Annotated in this window: 17 protein-coding genes, 2 rRNA genes and 1 pseudogene; 11 read left to right on the plus strand and 9 right to left on the minus strand. The window is 45.2% G+C overall.

Translation table 11 applies throughout. From position 1 onward, the window contains the following. Positions 1 to 152: 152 nt before the first annotated feature. The 4 genes from BUB19_RS19475 (at position 153) to BUB19_RS19490 (ending at position 6,522) form a co-directional block, all read left to right on the plus strand. Positions 153 to 3,221, plus strand: coding sequence for a SusC/RagA family TonB-linked outer membrane protein (locus tag BUB19_RS19475; RefSeq protein ID WP_073096976.1), 3,069 nt, complete (start codon positions 153 to 155; stop codon positions 3,219 to 3,221). Positions 3,222 to 3,232: 11 nt separating this feature from the next. Then, the gene (locus BUB19_RS19480; RefSeq protein ID WP_073096977.1) at positions 3,233 to 4,612 is read left to right on the plus strand and encodes a RagB/SusD family nutrient uptake outer membrane protein; all 1,380 of its coding nucleotides are present in this window, start codon (positions 3,233 to 3,235) and stop codon (positions 4,610 to 4,612) included. Between the two features lie 117 nt (positions 4,613 to 4,729). Beyond that, complete coding sequence (gcvT, locus tag BUB19_RS19485; protein WP_073097019.1) at positions 4,730 to 5,824, plus strand: glycine cleavage system aminomethyltransferase GcvT; 1,095 nt, start codon at positions 4,730 to 4,732, stop codon at positions 5,822 to 5,824. Next, positions 5,821 to 6,522, plus strand: coding sequence for a 2-phosphosulfolactate phosphatase (locus BUB19_RS19490; protein WP_073096978.1), 702 nt, complete (start codon positions 5,821 to 5,823; stop codon positions 6,520 to 6,522). Before gcvT ends, BUB19_RS19490 begins: the two co-directional genes overlap by 4 nt. Before the next feature lie 47 nt (positions 6,523 to 6,569). Here the strand turns inward: BUB19_RS19490 and BUB19_RS19495 are convergent, their stop codons facing one another. From BUB19_RS19495 to hisH, 7 genes are all read right to left on the minus strand, one after another. Next, positions 6,570 to 7,079: a fasciclin domain-containing protein gene (locus tag BUB19_RS19495; protein ID WP_073097020.1), complete on the minus strand. Its 510-nt coding sequence runs from the start codon at positions 7,077 to 7,079 to the stop codon at positions 6,570 to 6,572. Between the two features lie 338 nt (positions 7,080 to 7,417). After that, positions 7,418 to 7,954, minus strand: coding sequence for an SRPBCC family protein (locus BUB19_RS19500; protein ID WP_073096980.1), 537 nt, complete (start codon positions 7,952 to 7,954; stop codon positions 7,418 to 7,420). Positions 7,955 to 8,054: 100 nt separating this feature from the next. After that, positions 8,055 to 8,465 carry a gamma-glutamylcyclotransferase family protein gene (locus BUB19_RS19505; RefSeq protein WP_073096981.1) on the minus strand — a complete coding sequence of 137 codons (411 nt, stop codon included), beginning with the start codon at positions 8,463 to 8,465 and terminating at the stop codon, positions 8,055 to 8,057. Positions 8,466 to 8,470: 5 nt separating this feature from the next. Beyond that, positions 8,471 to 9,076, minus strand: a complete 606-nt coding sequence (gene hisIE, locus BUB19_RS19510; protein WP_073096982.1) for a bifunctional phosphoribosyl-AMP cyclohydrolase/phosphoribosyl-ATP diphosphatase HisIE — start codon at positions 9,074 to 9,076, stop codon at positions 8,471 to 8,473. A gap of 182 nt (positions 9,077 to 9,258) precedes the next feature. Continuing rightward, a complete protein-coding gene (gene hisF, locus BUB19_RS19515; protein ID WP_073096984.1) occupies positions 9,259 to 10,014 on the minus strand; it encodes an imidazole glycerol phosphate synthase subunit HisF in 756 nt (251 codons plus the stop codon). Between the two features lie 2 nt (positions 10,015 to 10,016). Then, positions 10,017 to 10,739, minus strand: coding sequence for a 1-(5-phosphoribosyl)-5-[(5-phosphoribosylamino)methylideneamino]imidazole-4-carboxamide isomerase (gene hisA, locus BUB19_RS19520; RefSeq protein WP_073096985.1), 723 nt, complete (start codon positions 10,737 to 10,739; stop codon positions 10,017 to 10,019). Continuing rightward, complete coding sequence (gene hisH / locus BUB19_RS19525; protein WP_073096986.1) at positions 10,739 to 11,323, minus strand: imidazole glycerol phosphate synthase subunit HisH; 585 nt, start codon at positions 11,321 to 11,323, stop codon at positions 10,739 to 10,741. The genes hisA and hisH overlap by 1 nt, the downstream gene beginning before the upstream one ends. A gap of 167 nt (positions 11,324 to 11,490) precedes the next feature. On the opposite strand from hisH, the gene BUB19_RS19530 reads away from it, so the two are divergent. The 7 genes and pseudogenes from BUB19_RS19530 to BUB19_RS24575 form a co-directional block, all read left to right on the plus strand. Beyond that, positions 11,491 to 12,069: a hypothetical protein gene (locus BUB19_RS19530; RefSeq protein WP_143156104.1), complete on the plus strand. Its 579-nt coding sequence runs from the start codon at positions 11,491 to 11,493 to the stop codon at positions 12,067 to 12,069. Between the two features lie 138 nt (positions 12,070 to 12,207). Beyond that, positions 12,208 to 13,146, plus strand: a complete 939-nt coding sequence (locus BUB19_RS19535; protein WP_073096989.1) for a 3-keto-disaccharide hydrolase — start codon at positions 12,208 to 12,210, stop codon at positions 13,144 to 13,146. A gap of 306 nt (positions 13,147 to 13,452) precedes the next feature. After that, positions 13,453 to 14,913, plus strand: a complete 1,461-nt coding sequence (locus BUB19_RS19540; protein ID WP_073096990.1) for a potassium/proton antiporter — start codon at positions 13,453 to 13,455, stop codon at positions 14,911 to 14,913. Positions 14,914 to 14,973: 60 nt separating this feature from the next. Continuing rightward, positions 14,974 to 15,330, plus strand: a complete 357-nt coding sequence (locus BUB19_RS19545; protein ID WP_143156105.1) for a hypothetical protein — start codon at positions 14,974 to 14,976, stop codon at positions 15,328 to 15,330. 133 nt (positions 15,331 to 15,463) lie between these two features. Continuing rightward, positions 15,464 to 15,979: a hypothetical protein gene (locus BUB19_RS19550; protein WP_073096993.1), complete on the plus strand. Its 516-nt coding sequence runs from the start codon at positions 15,464 to 15,466 to the stop codon at positions 15,977 to 15,979. Continuing rightward, a complete protein-coding gene (locus BUB19_RS19555; RefSeq protein ID WP_073096994.1) occupies positions 15,976 to 16,248 on the plus strand; it encodes a hypothetical protein in 273 nt (90 codons plus the stop codon). The genes BUB19_RS19550 and BUB19_RS19555 overlap by 4 nt, the downstream gene beginning before the upstream one ends. Before the next feature lie 102 nt (positions 16,249 to 16,350). Beyond that, positions 16,351 to 16,533 (plus strand): annotated as a pseudogene (locus tag BUB19_RS24575) (TerC family protein); the annotation flags it as partial. 593 nt (positions 16,534 to 17,126) lie between these two features. Here BUB19_RS24575 and rrf read toward each other — a convergent pair. Next, a 5S ribosomal RNA gene (gene rrf / locus BUB19_RS19565) occupies positions 17,127 to 17,238 on the minus strand. 83 nt (positions 17,239 to 17,321) lie between these two features. Then, positions 17,322 to 17,455: ribosomal RNA gene (locus tag BUB19_RS19570) — 23S ribosomal RNA — on the minus strand; the annotation flags it as partial.

Consider the following 17,455-nt stretch of genomic DNA (forward strand, 5'->3'; position numbering starts at 1 on the left):
TGGGTTCACAGGTTTGTTATGATTTAATCCAATTTTATTTTATATTTGTACACTATTTGAATCAGCTTAAAGCCCTTGATTCCAACAGCATTTAGTAGAGCCAATACACCCAACATTGCCTCAAAATCATTAAAAACCTAATCTTTATTTGTATGAAAAAATGTTTACTCATCGTGATGATGACGTTATTGGCTTGGCCAATGACAGCGTGGGCCCAGAGTAGAACCGTCACTGGGCAAGTAATATCAGGGGAGGATGAGCTTACTCTTCCCGGAGTAAATGTAAGCATTAAAAACACCAACAGGGGTACTGTCACCGACATAGACGGCCGTTACAGCATCTCGGCTTCCAGTGATGAAACCTTGGTATTCTCTTACATTGGTTTTATCAGCCAGGAAGTACAGGTTGGCAATCAGAGTACCATTGATCTCAGGCTTGAGCCAGATGCACAGACTTTGGGCGAGGTGATCGTCGTGGGATATGGCAGCGTGACCCGCGGTGATCTTACCGGCAACGTGGCCTCCCTCAAAGGGTCTGAAATAGCCAATGTACCTGTACCCACATTTCAGGAGGCGCTGCAGGGAAGAATGTCAGGGGTTTTTGTCGAGTCTTCCAGTGGAAAGGTAGGAGAAGGTGTAAAAATCAGGGTACGAGGGACCTCTTCCATTTCCGGTGGAAACGAGCCCTTGTACGTTATTGATGGAATCCCTGTGACCTCATCGGGTACGATAGGAAAAAGCAATCCTCTGGCAGACATCAACTTCAATGATATTGAGTCCTTCGAAGTACTTAAGGATGCATCCGCAGCCGCCATTTATGGTGCACGCGCCTCTAACGGCGTGGTGTTGATTACCACCAAAAGCGGTACTGCCGGAAAGACGAAATTCAACGTGGGTATTCAGCGGGGAATCAGCAGTCCGACGAGAAGGAATGAATTTCTGAACGCAGCTCAGTACGTAGAACTGATGCGCGAATCCGGATACAACAATGACCTGGCGAATGGCCTGGACCCCATCAATAATCCGGAAGATTATGAAGATTCCGATCTTGAGTTTGTGGAGAGCCGGCTGGACAGGTATGCCGGTCATACGGATTGGAGAAACGGCGACGTGAATACAGATTGGCAGGAGCAGGCTTTTAATCCTGGTGCAGGCATTACCAATGTGAATTTTTCCGCCAGTGGAGGAAATGAAAAAACCAGGTTTTATTTCTCTACAGCATACGACAAGCAGGATGGCATCATGATCCGAAATAACTTTGAGCGGATTTCAGGAAGGCTAAACCTGGACCACAAAGTTTCAGATCGTTTTACTTTAGGAGCCAATTTCAGTTTGGCAAGGACCGAAACTACCCGCTTGCCGGAGGACAACCAATTCAATAACCCCATTCAGTTGGTCGCATTGGCACCGATCACCCCAATAAGGGATGAAAACGGCGTCCTGTACGACCGACCCACCACTACCTATTACAACAACCTGATCGATTCTGAGAATGCCAGTTGGCTCAGTACCAGCTACAGGAATATCAATTCTATTTTTGGTGAATATGCATTTAGTGATCAACTAAAATTCAGGTCCGACTTTGCGGTAGACATCATCAACCAGAATGATGAGCGCTTTTTCGGATCAAGAACCATTACCGGACAGGGAACCAACGGCTTTGGAACTTCCCGCTGGGCCAGGATTTTCAATTACAACACAAACAATTACTTCACCTATACGAATACCTTTTCGGAAAGGCACCAGATTGAAGCGGTGGCAGGAATGTCATTCCAAAAAACGGAGGACAATTATACCCGGGTAGACGGACAGGAATTTCCATTGGATGAGTTAAAAACACTGGAGTCTGCCGCGGAAATCGTAGAGGGCACCTCGACTTTTACCAACTTTACTTTTCTTTCATATTTCTCCAGAATCAACTACAAGCTGGACAACAAATACCTCATGACAGTAAGTGCCCGTTATGATGCCTCTTCTAGATTTGGTGAAAACAACAAGTATGGCTTTTTCCCGGCAGCTTCTCTGGGATGGATCCTTACTGAGGAGGAATTCCTCAAGGGATCTGAAGGTCTGAGTTTGTTGAAGTTAAGGACTTCTTACGGATTAACCGGGAATGCTGAAATTGGAAATTTTGATCACCTGGGCTTATTTGGCCCGGTTTCCTATGGACTTCAGCCTGGTTTGGAACCAACCCAGATCTATAATCCGAACCTTACCTGGGAAACTACGGCGCAATTCAACGTAGGTATAGAATTTGGATTGTTTAGCGATCGCTTGACCGGAGAGCTGGATTATTACGACAAGCAAACCCGTGATTTGTTGCTACTGGTACCAGTACCCGGCACCACGGGATTTGCTACTCAGCGCCAAAATATTGGCAGGATGCAGAATTACGGATTTGAGGTAGTGCTGAACTCAGCAAACTATGCCGACCAGAATTTCAGTTGGAACACCTCCCTGAATTTTGCCCGGAACATCAACCGGGTACGGGAGCTTGCAGAGGGACAGAATTCCATCCCCCCCTCTTCCTCGCGGTTCCTGAACGGTATTTTCATTGGCGAATCGATCGGCGTGTTTTACGGACCAAAGTATGCAGGGGTAGATCCGAACAACGGGGATGCCCTGTACTACAGCAATGAAGAGCTGACCGAGACGACAAATGACTACAATGAAGCAACCCGAATGGTAGTTGGAGACCCAAATCCTGATTTCATTGCTGGCATCACCAATAACCTCAGGTACAAAGACTTTGAACTTTCATTCCTTTTCCAGGGAGTTTTTGGAAACGAGATCTACGAGGGTGGCGGAGGATTTTATGCTGCCAATGGGGATTGGTTTGACAACAGTACGGCAAGGCAATTTAACCGTTGGCAAAACCCCGGTGATATCACCGATATTCCACAGGCCCGATTGGGAACGTGTAATGGTTGCAATGCTTCCAGCCGTTATATTTCTGACGGTAGCTATGTGCGGTTAAAAACACTCTCGTTGGGCTACAACCTACCAACCAGTCTGGTTGACAAAATGAAGGTCAGCAATGCGAGAGTTTACCTTATGGCGCAGAACCTGCTGACCTTTACCAATTATCTGGGCTGGGACCCGGAGGTAAATGCGGACTATCTGGGTAGTACTACATCGGATGCCAATGTTTTTCAGGGTAATGATTTCTACTCTGCCCCGCAGGCAAAAACCTTTTCCATAGGGCTCAATGTAGGATTTTAAAAAAGAGAAAAATGAAATTAAATAATATACAACTTTCTTTAATACTGAGCGCATTCGTATCGCTCTTCTCTTGTGAAGGACAATTGGACCTTCAACCCGCTCAAAGTGTGGACCAGGATATCGCACTAAACTCTGATGCCAATATCAAGAGGGTCCTGATAGGTGCTTATGCCAATATGAGAAATGAGGATTTCTGGGGTGGCCGGACCATTTTGTATGCCGAAATGCTCGGAGCAAACAATGAGATCCGATGGGAGGGTACGTTTAATCAACCCCGGGAAGTCTACAACAAAAGTATCTTTACCAACAATACCTTCATTACCAATACCTGGTTAACGGCGTATAGTGCCATTAATGTGGTCAACAACATACTGGACGTGATCGACCTCGTAGATGAAGCCGACCGTGATAGGGTCAGAGGGGAAGCACTCTTCATCAGAGGCGCCATTTATTTCGAATTGGCCAAACTCTACGGCATGCCCTACGCTGCAGGAAATACCGATACAAATTTGGCTGTTCCGCTGGTTTTAAATCCCACACGGGAAGTTACTTCCGCAGACCAGGTGCCCAGGAATACTGTCGGAGAAGTCTACCAGCAAGTATTGGAAGATCTGGAAACGGCCGAGAGCTTGCTCCCTGAGAGCAACGGTTTTTTTGCCAGAAATTACGTTGCCTCAGCCCTGCTTTCCAGGGTATATCTGCAGATGCAGCGCTTCGCGGATGCGCGAGATGCAGCCAACCGAAGCATTACTGTTGCCACAGAAAACGGCAAATCTTTGATTGACGACTATATGTCTGCGTTTAATAATTCAGCCGATACCCAGGAGGATTTGTTTGCCATTCAGGTAAATCCGCAGGACCCAGACAATAGCATGCACCTGTTTTACTCTACCCCGGACTTCGGAGGCAGGGATGGAGATGTAACCATCCTGGCAAACCACATTGAGCAATACGAGGAAGGCGATGAAAGACTGGAACAGTTCGTAGAAAGAGCTGGAGAAATACGCACTGACAAATGGAGGGATCAATTCCGAAACGTGAAGGTAATCCGTCTGGCAGAAATGTACCTTACACGGGCGGAAGCCAATTTCAGAGTAGGGACCTCCGTAGGCGCTACCCCTCTGGAAGATATCAACCGCATACGAAACCGTGTAAATCTACCGGCCAAATCCAGCATTAGTCTTGAAGAAATACTACTGGAACGAAAGTTGGAACTGGCCCATGAAGGACATTTTATTCACGATACCAAGCGTACCCGGGGCGAGATTCAGGATAACAACAATGAAGAACTACAGTACGGGTTTGACGACCCGAGAATGGTATTGCCCGTCCCACAGCGGGAAATGGATGCCAATCCTGAGTTGGTCCAGAATCCGGGATACGGAGGATAAGAAAATGACAAACCAAAAGACCACTTCATCTCTGGAGTGGTCTTTTTTTATAGAGCTTTCTGTAATTTCGCCACATTGATTACCTTTGGGCTATCAAAAATCCACCCCATAAAAAATATGCAGGATCAGATCAAAAAAATTACCCTGAATGACGTTCATGAATCGCTCGGGGCAAAAATGGCACCTTTTGCCGGCTACTATATGCCTGTACGGTACAGCTCAGACATGATTGAACACCTGACGGTAAGGGAAAAAGTTGGCGTTTTTGACGTTTCTCATATGGGAGAATTTTTGGTAAAGGGCAAACATGCCCTGGACCTGATTCAAAGAATCAGCACCAACGACGCAGCCAGACTTTCTACAGGGCAGGCCCAGTATTCCTGCATGCCCAACGAAACAGGGGGGATTGTCGATGACCTGCTGGTATATAAAATGGATGAGGCCAGCTACATGCTGGTAGTCAATGCTGCCAACATTGCCAAAGACTGGGAATGGATAAAAAGGCAAAACACATTGGGTGCTGAAATGGAAAATATTTCCGACGATATTTCACTTTTCGCAGTCCAGGGCCCCCTTGCACTGAAAGCCCTGGCACCCCTTACTGATGTGGATTTAAGAGAAATACCCTTCTATCACTTCAAGACCGGCACCCTGGCCGGTGTTCAGGATGTGATCATTTCAGCCACAGGCTATACCGGAGCCGGTGGATTTGAATTGTACGTAAAAAATAAAGATGCCCACAAAGTCTGGGATGATATTTTTGACGCCGGAAAAAACCTGGGCATACAGCCCATCGGCCTGGGAGCCAGGGATACCCTGAGACTGGAAATGGGATACTGCCTGTATGGAAACGACATTACAGATGAAACCTCCCCTATAGAAGCAGGATTAGGCTGGATTACGAAGTTCAACAAGGAATTTGTCAATCATAAAGCACTTAAGGCCCAAAAGGAGAATGGAGTGAGCCGAAAATTGGTAGGCTTTATCCTTCAGGAAAAAGGAATACCAAGAGCCGGATACCCTATCGCAGATAAAGATGGCCATATTATAGGAAAGGTAACCTCGGGGAGCATCTCTCCCAGTATGGGTGTAGGGATAGGTCTCGGGTACGTTGGGATTGCCCATACCAAACCTGGTACCGCAATTGGTATATCCATAAGAAAGAAAATTATTCCTGCGACAGTAGCAAAACTTCCTTTACTCAAAAAATGAGAACAATATCAACCTGCCTCAGCCCGGAGCTTATTCATCTTCACGATACCAAAGGAAAAATAGTGGTGGTAGTGGATATTTTCAGGGCAAGCTCGACCATGGTCACGGCACTTTCAAATGGAGTGTCCTGTATCGTACCGGTAGAAGATCTGGAACAATGCCGGGCCTACAAGAACGAGGGCTGGAAAATCGCCGGAGAGAGAAACGGGCAACAAGCGGAAGGGTTTGACCTGGGAAACAGCCCTCTCGCTTATTCTGATGGTCAATTGGCTGGAGAGAAAATTGCGATGACCACTACCAATGGAACAAGGGCCATTTCTCTAGTGCAAAACGAAGCTTCAGAAGTACTTATCGGTGCCTTCCTCAATATCAATGCTCTTATCAATTACCTGAAAGAAATACAAAACGATGTACTTGTTTTTTGCGCAGGTTGGAAGGGTAAATTCAACATTGAAGATGCGCTCTTTGCAGGCGCATTGTCCCTGGGCCTCGGATGGGAGCATGACTGTGATGCCACCATGGCCATGGAGGCAGTCTTTCAGCAGGCAGGAAGAGATCTGGAGTTTTTTTTACAAAAAGCCTCCCATGCCAAACGGCTGCAAAACTATGAGCTGGAGAAAGACATCGCCTTCTGTCTTGGCCTAAACCAGTATGATACAATTGTATTTCTGGAGGAGGGTCTGCTAAAAATAAAGTAAAAAAGCCGCTTCCATGGGAAACGGCTTTGCCTGTACCCTCTCATTACTTACATCTCAGGCAATATCACCGAATCGATGACGTGCACCATTCCATTGCTCGCTTCAATATCGACAGAGGTAACGGTGGCCTCGTTGATCATGGCTTTGCCGCTGGCCAATTTCACTTTGATTTTTTGTCCCTGGACAGTCTCCACTTCCATTCCATTCTCCAGATCGGCTGCCTTTATGTTGCCCGGCACGACATGGTAGGTTAAGATTTTTACCAATTGGTCCTTGTTATCAGGCTTTAACAGATTTTCTACTGTTCCGGCCGGCAGTTTGGCAAAGGCCTCGTTGGTGGGAGCAAATACTGTAAAAGGTCCATCTCCCTTCAGAACGTCTACCAATCCACCGGCTTTTACGGCCGCTACCAAGGTAGATAGAAAATCTGTTCCTGCAGCAAGATCAACAATGTCCTTGTCGGCCGCTTTTTTTACAGGTTCTTTCACCTCATCATTGGCAAATACCGTTGCTGTCAACAGCATTGCAATCGCGAATACACTCATTAATTTTTTCATGGTACGTTGATTTAATTGTTTCGATAAGGGAACAAGAAATAAATCAGAATGTTTGCAATTATTATTTAATAAAATCAGAATAAAAATTTGATACGCGCGATTGAAGCATAGGTAATCGGTAATATGAAATTCAATCCAAAAAGTAAGAAACCTGAAACATTTATTTTTCCGGGAGACCAATAGGCTTCCCTCTGCACCAATGGTAAATGTGCCTGCTCCCAACCGAAAAAATGCCCTGCCGTGATGCAGCCGCTTTGCCAGATATGGAAAGCACAGTGCAGGCCACTAAAAATAACACCCTGAAACAAGCCGGCCCTTAGCGCGATGTGGTTTGGTAGTTATTCCAGAATCTCTTTGAGTTGTTGTAATCCACTTTCAAAATCATTTCCGAGCAGGCTTTCCATATCTATAAACAAAAGCATGGCATTCATCGGATAATCCATGTGCCCTTCAAAACCCCAAATGACTTTGGTCTGATTTGCACCCAGTTCTTCAAACTCCATATGGGCTCTGTCTGAAGCCTCAAAAGGTTCCTTAAACCGCAGCGCATAGTCGATGCGTCTTCCTTCCTCGATAGCGATGATCTCCTGCTCTCCCACCCCAACATCCGGGTTTTCACTTTCCCATGCCGCGATAAAACCTACCTCTCCGTCCGATCCAGTATACGACTTTTTCATCGCAGGATCTCTGGATGACCAGGTAGAAAAATTGTCCTGATTTCTCAACAATCGAACATAGGAATACACCTCCTGATGAGGTTTATTGATGGTAACTTCTCTTTCAACATAGTAGTCCTTCGGTACGAAAATAGCTGCTACCAGTGGGATCGCGATCAGGATCAATAATACGATGAGAATGATTTTCAAAATTTTCATGACAGCTTATGTTTTGTTCAAAACAGGAAAGAACCATCTGTATATCAATCAAATATAAGAAAATATCTATTCTGATTTTCACATGAGAAGGGGCAAAACACTATTTTTTTTTGTAATTGAGATAGTCCCCGGAAGCAATCGGGACCAAATGATCGATGTATCCCGTGTAAAGGTACACCCATGCTTCCAATAGTGGCCCCTGTACCAAATTAACCGGCACCTGTTTTCTTGAAAACGTCACGCCCGTTTCCAGCAACTCGCCTACCCCTTCATAATCATCCAAAATGGAAATCAAGTTGCTATTTTCAGTAAATTGATACACATCACCAAACACCTGATTGGCTTGATCCTCAGAACTGACCGCTACCGGATAAGGCCCTAAATCAAACAATAATCCGCTGATAACACCGGAACCCAGGTAATTTGCCTCCTGCTCCAGCAATGCGCCCATGGGATGCCGAAATCCTTTCCTCAAAGTCCCGTAAACAAACAAGTAGCTTTGCGAGGTCATCTCAGCTATTTTTGATGCCGGTCGATCAGTACATCCATCACCTCGTCCAATTCATACCCCTTTGCTTCTAGCAGCACCAGATAATGAAACAACAGGTCAGCCGCCTCTCCCATAAACAATTGTTTGTCATTGTCCTTAGCTTCAATGACAATTTCCACCGCCTCTTCTCCTACCTTTTGGGCCACTTTGTTGATGCCTGCTGCAAAAAGAGATGCTGTGTAGGATTTTTCTGCCGGATTCTTCCTGCGGTCTTTGATGACCTTGCGCAATTGGTCAATAAAAAACGTTCGGCTCTTATTTTCATGAGCAAAACAGGTATCATCTCCCTTGTGGCAGACCGGACCAACAGGCTTTGCCTGAATCAATAGCGTATCTGCATCACAGTCCTGCTCTATTTGATGGATCATTAAAAAATTACCCGAGGTCTCACCTTTTGTCCAGAGTTTTTGCCTGGTCCTGCTGAAAAAAGTTACTTTCCCTGTCGCTATGGACTCTTCCAGGGCCTGCTGGTTCATATAGCCGAGCATAAGCACTTCCCTCGAATTCACATCCTGAATGATGGCTGGTACCAGGCCATTTACCTTTTCAAAGTCTATATTCAAATTATTCATCTGCTTATCATTTTTTTAGTCCCAAAAAACCTTGTGGAGCTGGCCTGTCTTATATTTTCTGAAAATCACTTTAAATATGGTTAAAGCGCCCATTTTCTCTGGTATGGCGCTCAGACATCCTGGCCGGCTCTGCCTGTCGGCACCCTTCTCCCCTGCATGTCTGATTCGGGTTTTTAACATCGCTATCGCCGAACATTTATCCCTTGCTCTGCCAGGTACTGTTTCAAATCAGGAATGGCTATTTCTTTAAAATGAAATATGCTCGCCGCCAGGGCAGCATCCGCTTTTCCCGCAGTGAATACTTCTTTAAAATGCTGCATGGTGCCTGCTCCGCCCGATGCAATGACCGGAATGCTCAGCATGGAGGAAAGTTCACCTGTAATTTCATTGGCAAAGCCATTTTTGACCCCATCATGATCCATGGAGGTAAGCAGTATTTCTCCCGCTCCCCGGTCTGTGACTTCATTGGCCCATTTTTGGGTTTGAAGCAGCGTAGCCTTCCTTCCCCCGTGAGTATGCACAAAGTCAAGTCCGTCCAGGTTTTTTGTATCGATAGCCACAACGATACACTGGCTGCCAAATTCCCGGGCCATTTGGTCCACAATTTCAGGGTTTCGCACAGCCGCAGAATTGATACTGATTTTATCTGCACCCGCATTCAAAAGGGCTTTTATATCTTCGACTGAGGATATACCCCCGCCTACAGTAAAGGGAATATTAACGGTTTTAGCAACCTTGGTAACCAGATCCACCAGTGTCTTGCGTTTCTCTACTGTGGCAGTAATATCCAGAAACACCAATTCGTCTGCTCCCTCATCTGCATAGATTTTCCCCAGTTCTACCGGATCTCCTGCATCCCGCAACTCCACAAAATTCACTCCTTTTACCGTTCTCCCTTCCTTGACATCCAGGCAGGGTATGATTCTCTTTGTCAACATAATTAGTTCTGCGTAAAAGTACTGAGTTCTGCCAGTGAAATTCTGCCCTCATAAAATGCTTTCCCCACAATGGCACCATATACTCCTGCCTTTTCCAGCTCCTGGAGATCATGCATGCTCGCTACTCCCCCGCTAGCTATCAGACGTATTTCCGGGATCTCTTCCATTATCTCCGTATACAGCTCCAGAGATGGTCCTTGTAGCAATCCGTCTTTTGCCACGTCGGTACAAATCACATATTTAACTCCTTTAGCATGGTATTCCCCTATAAAGCTGATCAGGTCCATGCCCGTAGTTTCCTGCCATCCCGAAATGGCAATCTTCCTATCCCTGGCATCTGCACCCAATATCAGCCGATCTCCGCCATAGACATCCAGCCATTTGGCAAATAATTCCGGATTTTTTACGGCAATACTTCCCCCTGTAACCTGACTGACTCCCAATTGAAATGCCAGTTCTATATCTTCATCGGACTGCACCCCGCCTCCAAAATCAACCCGCAAAGAAGTTTCCCCGCAGATCCGCTCCACCACATCTCTATTTACGATCCTTTTCACCTTAGCACCGTCAAGGTCGACCAGGTGCAATCTTCTGATCCCCGCAGCTTCAAACTGTTTAGCGATCTGCAGTGGGTCAGAAGCATACTCCTTTTTCTGGTTATAGTCTCCCTGTGTCAAACGTACACATTTGCCATCGATGAGGTCAATTGCCGGAATGATCTCCATTATAAATTCAGAAAGTTGGTTAATATTTTTTCACCTGTCACACTACTTTTTTCCGGGTGAGCCTGCATGGCATAGTAATTATCCCGCTGCAACAATGCGGAAAAATCATTGATGTAATGGGAAGTCGCTATGGTATATTTCGGATGAACCGTTGCGTAGTAACTGTGCACATAATACACATAAGCCGATTCATCCAGACCCTTCAACAAGGGAGATTGTAAATTTTGTAAATTATTCCATCCAATATGGGGGACTTTATCCAATGGTGGAAACTTCTTTACCTGAATCGGAAATATACCCAGGCAGGAGGTATCGTATTCCTCTGAGTGCTCACAAAGCAACTGAAGCCCCAGGCAAATCCCAAAAAAAGGCTGCTTCAACGACCTGATCAACTGGTCCAGTTTTCTTTCTTTCAGGTATTTCATTGCCGTACTGGCCTCGCCCTGGCCGGGAAAGATGACCTTATCGGCTTTCTGTATCGTTTCCCAATCATCCGTCAGGGTAGCCTGGGCCCCCAGCCGTTCCATGGCATACAATACCGATTGTACATTCCCTGCATTGTATTTGATTACTGCTACTTCCATTATGTTGCTTCTCCCGGGTTTTTCTGGCGGTCACTAATCGCCCGCTAAATTAAAGCATTTAGCGGTAGGGGCGAAGATTTATGCCGAAATATGCGCCTGTAAATTACAAGTTTTGTTTTTTTACTTTTAATTGTAATGGTAATCCTGGAAATTTGCCCTCTGCCAACATGAACTTTAAAAACCGCTTATCGCTGTTCATTTCCCGCATTGCCCACCCGATTGTTCTGGTATTGGTATTACTGGCAGCTACATTTTTTTCTGTCCATAGTCCCCTTAAGGCCTCCCTTACAATGGCAGCTGTTACAGCTATTGGTATTTTACCACTTATTTACTGGAACCAAAGCAGAACTAAAAAGGGGATTTACACCAATTTTGACGTTTCGGTAAGAAAAGACCGGTATTCGATGTTTGTGGTAATACTGGTCCTCACCATTCTGGTCATTGTATACATCATCGCAAGCGACCAACCGCGGAATGTATTGGTAGGGAGTCTGGTATTGCTTCAAATGCTGGTATTGGCTTTTATCTTTAATTTCCGGTGGAAAATATCGTTGCACATGGCTGTAGCCTGTTATGTAGCGCTGGCCTTTTGGCAGCTCCACACCCCTATTGCAATACTGTTGTGCTTCAGCACCCCTTTCATCGCCTGGTCCAGAAAGCAACTTGGCAGACACCAAAATAACGAGCTGGTTATAGGAGGGCTTGTCGGGCTTTTTTCCGGCATCCTTCTGCTGCTACTTACCTGAGTGGTAAATCCATCTTACAAGGCAATTTCCGGAATCAAAAATGCAAATGCACTATTCGTTACGACATTATTATCAGGTTCTGTTTTAAAACAATGCAAAAATCGAGTAATTTTAAATTTATTAATCAATTAGAACCTCATGATGAAAAAATTTCAGTTACCAATACTCATTCTTTTGACCTTCATCTTTTCGGGCCAGCCTATCAAAGCCCAGGATAATTCAGCGGTTCAAGGAAGGTGGGACCTCACTGTAGACATGGATGGACAGGACGTACCCTCCTGGCTGGAGGTTAAATTGTCTGGTATCAGAACCCTGGTGGGATACTTTGTAGGCAATAGCGGTAGTGCCAGACCGATCAGCAGGGTGAATTATGAAGATGGTGAAATCAGCTTTTCGATCCCCCCCCAATGGGAAGATTCTGACAGAGACATGGTATTCAATGGAAAACTAGAAGGAGAGAAGTTGACCGGGACAATTACCAGTAGTCTGGGAAAAAAGCACGACTTTTCCGGGGTGAAGGCTCCGTTAATGAGACGCGACAATACTCCAAAATGGGGCAAAACCATTGAAATCTTCAATGGAAAAAACCTGGATGGATGGCATGCCGACAAAGCTGAGAATCAATGGCAGGTCATTGACGGTGTACTGACAAGTAAAGCTGCCGGTGCCAACCTCATTTCAGATCAGAAGTTTGAAGATTTCAAGCTTCATGTAGAGTTCCGCTATCCGGAAGGAAGCAATAGCGGCGTTTATCTGAGAGGCAGGTATGAAGTCCAAATAGAAGACAATAAGGGTACCCCGCCTTCTTCCATCTATTTCGGCGGAGTTTATGGATTTCTTACTCCGAACGAGATGGCTGTCAAATCAGCGGGAGTCTGGCAAAGCTTTGACATTACCCTGGTCGGAAGGCAGGTGACCATTGTTGCGAATGGGAAGGAAATCATTTGCAAACAAATTATCCCGGGAATTACGGGAGGAGCGCTGGATAGTGACGAGGGGCAGCCCGGACCGCTAATGTTGCAGGGAGATCACGGGGCGATAGAATTCCGCAAGATAGAAATTACTCCGGCCAGGTAGTAACGCTGCATTACATTTCATTCCCCACCCCAAACCGGTACCATTCATCGGCGTATTCGCTGTAATTCCAGAATTGGGGTGGGGGATAGTTATACATTATCAACCGGACCCTTACTATTCAACAGCGATCCCTCTCCTATCCATCCTGCTTGCTGTCTTTTCGGACACGAAGCAGGATCCGGGAAGTGTCTTCATGCTGCCGGTTTTAGCAACAGGCATTGCCGGTTTCAACAGGTAATAAACCAAGAGGGGGGAAAATTGGTCCGGCAAACCCGACGGAGATTAGGCTTATCAAAAAATGCACCTATGGATTTGACCCCTGAAAATATATTAATTATCAGTTCGGTCTTACTGATCATCAGTATATTGGCAAGCAAGACAGCAGGCCGGGCAGGTATCCCTATTTTGCTTTTGTTTCTGGGTATAGGTATGCTGGCCGGATCCGACGGAATAGGAGGAATTGAGTTTGAAGACCCGGGAATCGCTCAATTCATGGGTATTCTTGCGCTTACTTATATTTTGTTTTCCGGGGGACTGGATACCAAATGGCAGGCCATCAAACCCGTTTTGGGGCCAGGGTTGACCCTCTCGACGCTGGGGGTTTTGTTAACCGCTGTGGCTGTAGGTTTTTTTTCCTATACCCTTTTTGATTTTTCTCTCCTGGAAAGTTTATTATTGGGAGCCATTGTTTCTTCTACAGATGCAGCAGCCGTCTTTTCAATTCTAAGGGCAAAAAGCATCGGACTCAAAGGAAATTTAAGGCCTCTGCTGGAGCTTGAATCTGGTAGCAACGACCCCATGGCATTTTTCCTTACGGTAGGTTTAACCTCTTTGATTGCTGTCAAGGGGTTTACCTGGCAGCAACTGATTCCCGTTTTTTTCCTCCAGATGTTAGTTGGTGGATTGGGCGGCTATTTGCTGGGAAAAGGCATTGTATGGCTGGTAAATCGGATAAATCTTGAATATGAGGGACTTTACCCGGTGCTTATGCTGGGCCTGGTGATAATGACGTATTCGTTGATCGACTTGTTAAAGGGAAACGGATTTTTGGGCGTTTACGTAGCTGCCCTGACAATCGGCAACGGCAAGATGCTGCACAAAAAGAGCCTCATCCGGTTTTTTGACGGAGTGGCCTGGTTGATGCAGATCGTCATGTTTATCACGCTGGGCCTGCTGGTATTTCCTTCCCAGGTAATTCCGGTAATGGGCTTGGGTTTTGTCCTTGCCCTGTTCCTCATTTTCGTTGCCAGACCTTTGGGAGTCTTTATTTCGCTGGCATTTTTTAAATTCAAACTTCGCGAAAAGGTATTTGTGAGCTGGGTCGGACTTAGAGGAGCAGTACCGATCGTATTTGCCACCTTTCCGCTGATAGCAGGAGTAGATAAATCCAGTATGCTTTTTAATGTCGTTTTTTTTATTGTATTGACCTCCGTTGCCCTGCAGGCAACCACACTCTCTTTTGCTGCAAAACTCCTCCATTTGTCTGTACCGGAAGGACTGAAAAAGCGATCGCTCCTGGATATTGAGCTATCGGAGGATTTTAAAAATGCACTTGTTGAAGTCGAATTACCTGAAAACGCAGTTGTGGATGGAAAGAAAATTGTTTCATTAGACTTTCCCAAGACCAGTCTGATCGTTCTGATCAATCGCGACAACCGATTTATCACGCCAAATGGTTTGACGGAACTGCAGTCCGGAGATAAATTGATGGTGATGATGAATTCGGAAGAGGAGGAAGAAAAAATAAAACGGGCGCTAGGTATCTGAAAACAAAACATCTTTTTAGCTTTGGCGTACAAATCGGTATTAATGGATGCTATCCAACCCATGTCAAAAATAGTAAGACCGCTTGTAACTATTTGCCTGTCCTTTGTACTGGTCTTTCAATGGCATTTTTTAGATCGTGTCCAGGCATTTCCTTTAGCTGGTATCTCATCGGCCTTTACTGATGACTCAGCATTCGCCGATGGTAGGGGTGCACTGGCACTGCTAAACGATGGGATGAGCATCGGGTCCTCAATTCCCAAAAGCCCGATAAATTTCGGAGATCCGGAAGCTGTACCCAATTCTCATAGCCTGCTACATTTCGGGCGCATCCTGCAGTGCTCCTTCGAAAATGCCAGAACCGTCAACATAAAATTTGGTGTCAGGGAAGTCTTGTTTCCCAGTCATTTCTTTTGGTAGCCGGTGAATTTTTAATCCTCTGCCCATGAATATAGGTGCAGTAAAAATATCCTTTTGCCCCGGTGCTGAAGGAAATTCTTAAAAAATTCACCCGGCAGCGCATCAATTGATCCTGCCACAAAACCACATCTTCATGTTTGATTTGGATATCATCACACTCAGTATGGCAATGGTAGCCATCGTTGCCTTCATTATGCCTTTTTATCTGAACCATAAAAAAGAGAAAGCCAGGATAACACTGGCAAAAAAGCTTTTGGCAGAATTCACTAGGAATCTAAATCTCGAGATAGAGAAAAAAGATCTCTGGAGGAAAAAATATTTCATTGGACTGGATCCAGAAAAGGGACAGCTTGTGTATTCTTCTGATTTCAGTTCAGATTCTCCCATACAAATTGATCTATACCAGGTCTCTCAGGTAAAGATTAAAGAAAATTCGCGCAAAATAGTGACGGCCACATCGGCCCGAAAGATAATCGACAAACTGGATCTCGAGTTTTATTCTCAGGGAGGGCTACTCATCCACAGCCTTGAGTTTTATGACGGAGAAATATTCTCCGATCTTCTTGGAGAAACCATTTTGATCAAAAAATGGGAAATGGAAATCACTTCCTGCATGCATCAGTTAATGAATAAAACGCTGATCCGATGAAAACCATAGCAAAAGAGGAATTGATAGGTTTCAGGTACTCAAGAAAGGAAGTATTGCCTGACCCTAATGAAATCAAGCTTAGAAATATGGATTTGGAAAGGGCTTTGGCTCTTGGCAATTTGGAACATGGGAAGGTGAAAATCACATTTCTCGACCAATCCCTCAATTTATTCCAAGTGGGAACCACCGTTTGGGCTGTCACGGATGACTATGTATGTCTAAAAGGCAGTCTTTCTATTCCTAAACGCGCCATTATTCAGATTGGCTGATAGAATAAATACCAGGCAGGGAGACCACGTTCGGCCTCCCTGCTTGTTCCTTTGAAATTTGCAGTTTATTATTAGGTACTAAATTATTAAAATTTACCAATCATGGAAATATTCCTCCTTAGCGAGACCTGGATTGCGCTTTTTACACTCACTTTCCTGGAAATCATACTGGGCGTAGATAACATTATATTCATTTCCATCATTTCAAACAAACTTCCAAAAAATCAACAAGCTAGCGCCAGGAACATCGGATTGGGCATTTATTTTGCTGTTTTCTTCTCTTTAGCGACTGAGTTGGTTAACATGAGAATCCGGCGAAATGCAGAAAAAAGAACGATAAAGCTCAATTCCAGGATTGTAGAGAAAAAAGCAGAGTAAAACACCTTTTACCGGAACAAATTATTTCTGTATTCCCTCCTATCATCATTCTATGGGCTGGTCCGGCCCAGCGCAGATGAATGGAAAAGAGGGTGCGACGAATAGCTAACGGATCTGGTTCAAAACCAGACTCCTTTGCTAAATACCATCCGTGCGAATCTGTGTAATCTGTGGTGGGCATAAAGGACTCACCACAGATAAACCCGGATTTCCACTGATTTTTTTTTACCTAAACCTTATATTTCCTTATATGCCTTATTTGGTTTAAAAAATAAGGGAACCATATAAGGAATAGAAGGACATAGAAGGGGGTTTGTTTTGGATTTTCTCTGTGCGAATCTGTGTATTCTGTGGATGGCATAAAGGACTCACCACAGATCAACCCAGGTTTCCACAGATTTTTTTTTGCCTAAACCTTATATTTCCTTATATGTCTTATATGGTTCAAAAAAAGGCATAAAAAAAGCCCTTTTGGTGTTTACCAAAGGGCTTTTGAACAAATGAGGCGGCGACCTACTCTCCCGGGTGTAACCCCAGTACCATCGGCGCTGCAGGGCTTAACTTCTCTGTTCGGGATGGGAAGAGGTGGGTCCCCTGCGCCGGGCCGCCTATGTCTTTACGGGTGCCCTGTGGGCGATCCGTTAATATCTTTTGTTTCTATGACAGTGTCTTGCGGAAAATGCAATGCCGATCAGCTATTCAAGTTTTCGGGCTATTAGTACTGCTCAGCTTTGCCATCTCTGGCTTTACACCTGCAGCCTATCAACGTCATCGTCTCTGACGGCCCTGTTTGGAAGTCTCATCTTGGGGCGAGTTTCGCACTTAGATG

The organism is Cyclobacterium lianum, assembly GCF_900143075.1.
GTDB classification, from domain to species: Bacteria; Bacteroidota; Bacteroidia; order Cytophagales; family Cyclobacteriaceae; genus Cyclobacterium; species Cyclobacterium lianum.

What these genes read in the sequence shown, in the direction of transcription:
- hisF (WP_073096984.1), bottom strand. Translation starts at nt 10,014, where the DNA reads ATGTTGACAAAGAGAATCATACCCTGCCTGGATGTCAAGGAAGGGAGA.
- hisA (WP_073096985.1), bottom strand. Translation starts at nt 10,739, where the DNA reads ATGGAGATCATTCCGGCAATTGACCTCATCGATGGCAAATGTGTACGT.
- BUB19_RS19550 (WP_073096993.1), top strand. Translation starts at nt 15,464, where the DNA reads ATGTTTGATTTGGATATCATCACACTCAGTATGGCAATGGTAGCCATC.
- BUB19_RS19555 (WP_073096994.1), top strand. Translation starts at nt 15,976, where the DNA reads ATGAAAACCATAGCAAAAGAGGAATTGATAGGTTTCAGGTACTCAAGA.
- BUB19_RS19505 (WP_073096981.1), bottom strand. Translation starts at nt 8,465, where the DNA reads ATGACCTCGCAAAGCTACTTGTTTGTTTACGGGACTTTGAGGAAAGGA.
- gcvT (WP_073097019.1), top strand. Translation starts at nt 4,730, where the DNA reads ATGCAGGATCAGATCAAAAAAATTACCCTGAATGACGTTCATGAATCG.
- BUB19_RS19495 (WP_073097020.1), bottom strand. Translation starts at nt 7,079, where the DNA reads ATGAAAAAATTAATGAGTGTATTCGCGATTGCAATGCTGTTGACAGCA.
- BUB19_RS19490 (WP_073096978.1), top strand. Translation starts at nt 5,821, where the DNA reads ATGAGAACAATATCAACCTGCCTCAGCCCGGAGCTTATTCATCTTCAC.
- BUB19_RS19535 (WP_073096989.1), top strand. Translation starts at nt 12,208, where the DNA reads ATGATGAAAAAATTTCAGTTACCAATACTCATTCTTTTGACCTTCATC.
- hisH (WP_073096986.1), bottom strand. Translation starts at nt 11,323, where the DNA reads ATGGAAGTAGCAGTAATCAAATACAATGCAGGGAATGTACAATCGGTA.
- BUB19_RS19530 (WP_143156104.1), top strand. Translation starts at nt 11,491, where the DNA reads ATGAACTTTAAAAACCGCTTATCGCTGTTCATTTCCCGCATTGCCCAC.
- BUB19_RS19480 (WP_073096977.1), top strand. Translation starts at nt 3,233, where the DNA reads ATGAAATTAAATAATATACAACTTTCTTTAATACTGAGCGCATTCGTA.
- BUB19_RS19545 (WP_143156105.1), top strand. Translation starts at nt 14,974, where the DNA reads ATGTCAAAAATAGTAAGACCGCTTGTAACTATTTGCCTGTCCTTTGTA.
- BUB19_RS19475 (WP_073096976.1), top strand. Translation starts at nt 153, where the DNA reads ATGAAAAAATGTTTACTCATCGTGATGATGACGTTATTGGCTTGGCCA.
- BUB19_RS19540 (WP_073096990.1), top strand. Translation starts at nt 13,453, where the DNA reads ATGGATTTGACCCCTGAAAATATATTAATTATCAGTTCGGTCTTACTG.
- BUB19_RS19500 (WP_073096980.1), bottom strand. Translation starts at nt 7,954, where the DNA reads ATGAAAATTTTGAAAATCATTCTCATCGTATTATTGATCCTGATCGCG.
- hisIE (WP_073096982.1), bottom strand. Translation starts at nt 9,076, where the DNA reads ATGAATAATTTGAATATAGACTTTGAAAAGGTAAATGGCCTGGTACCA.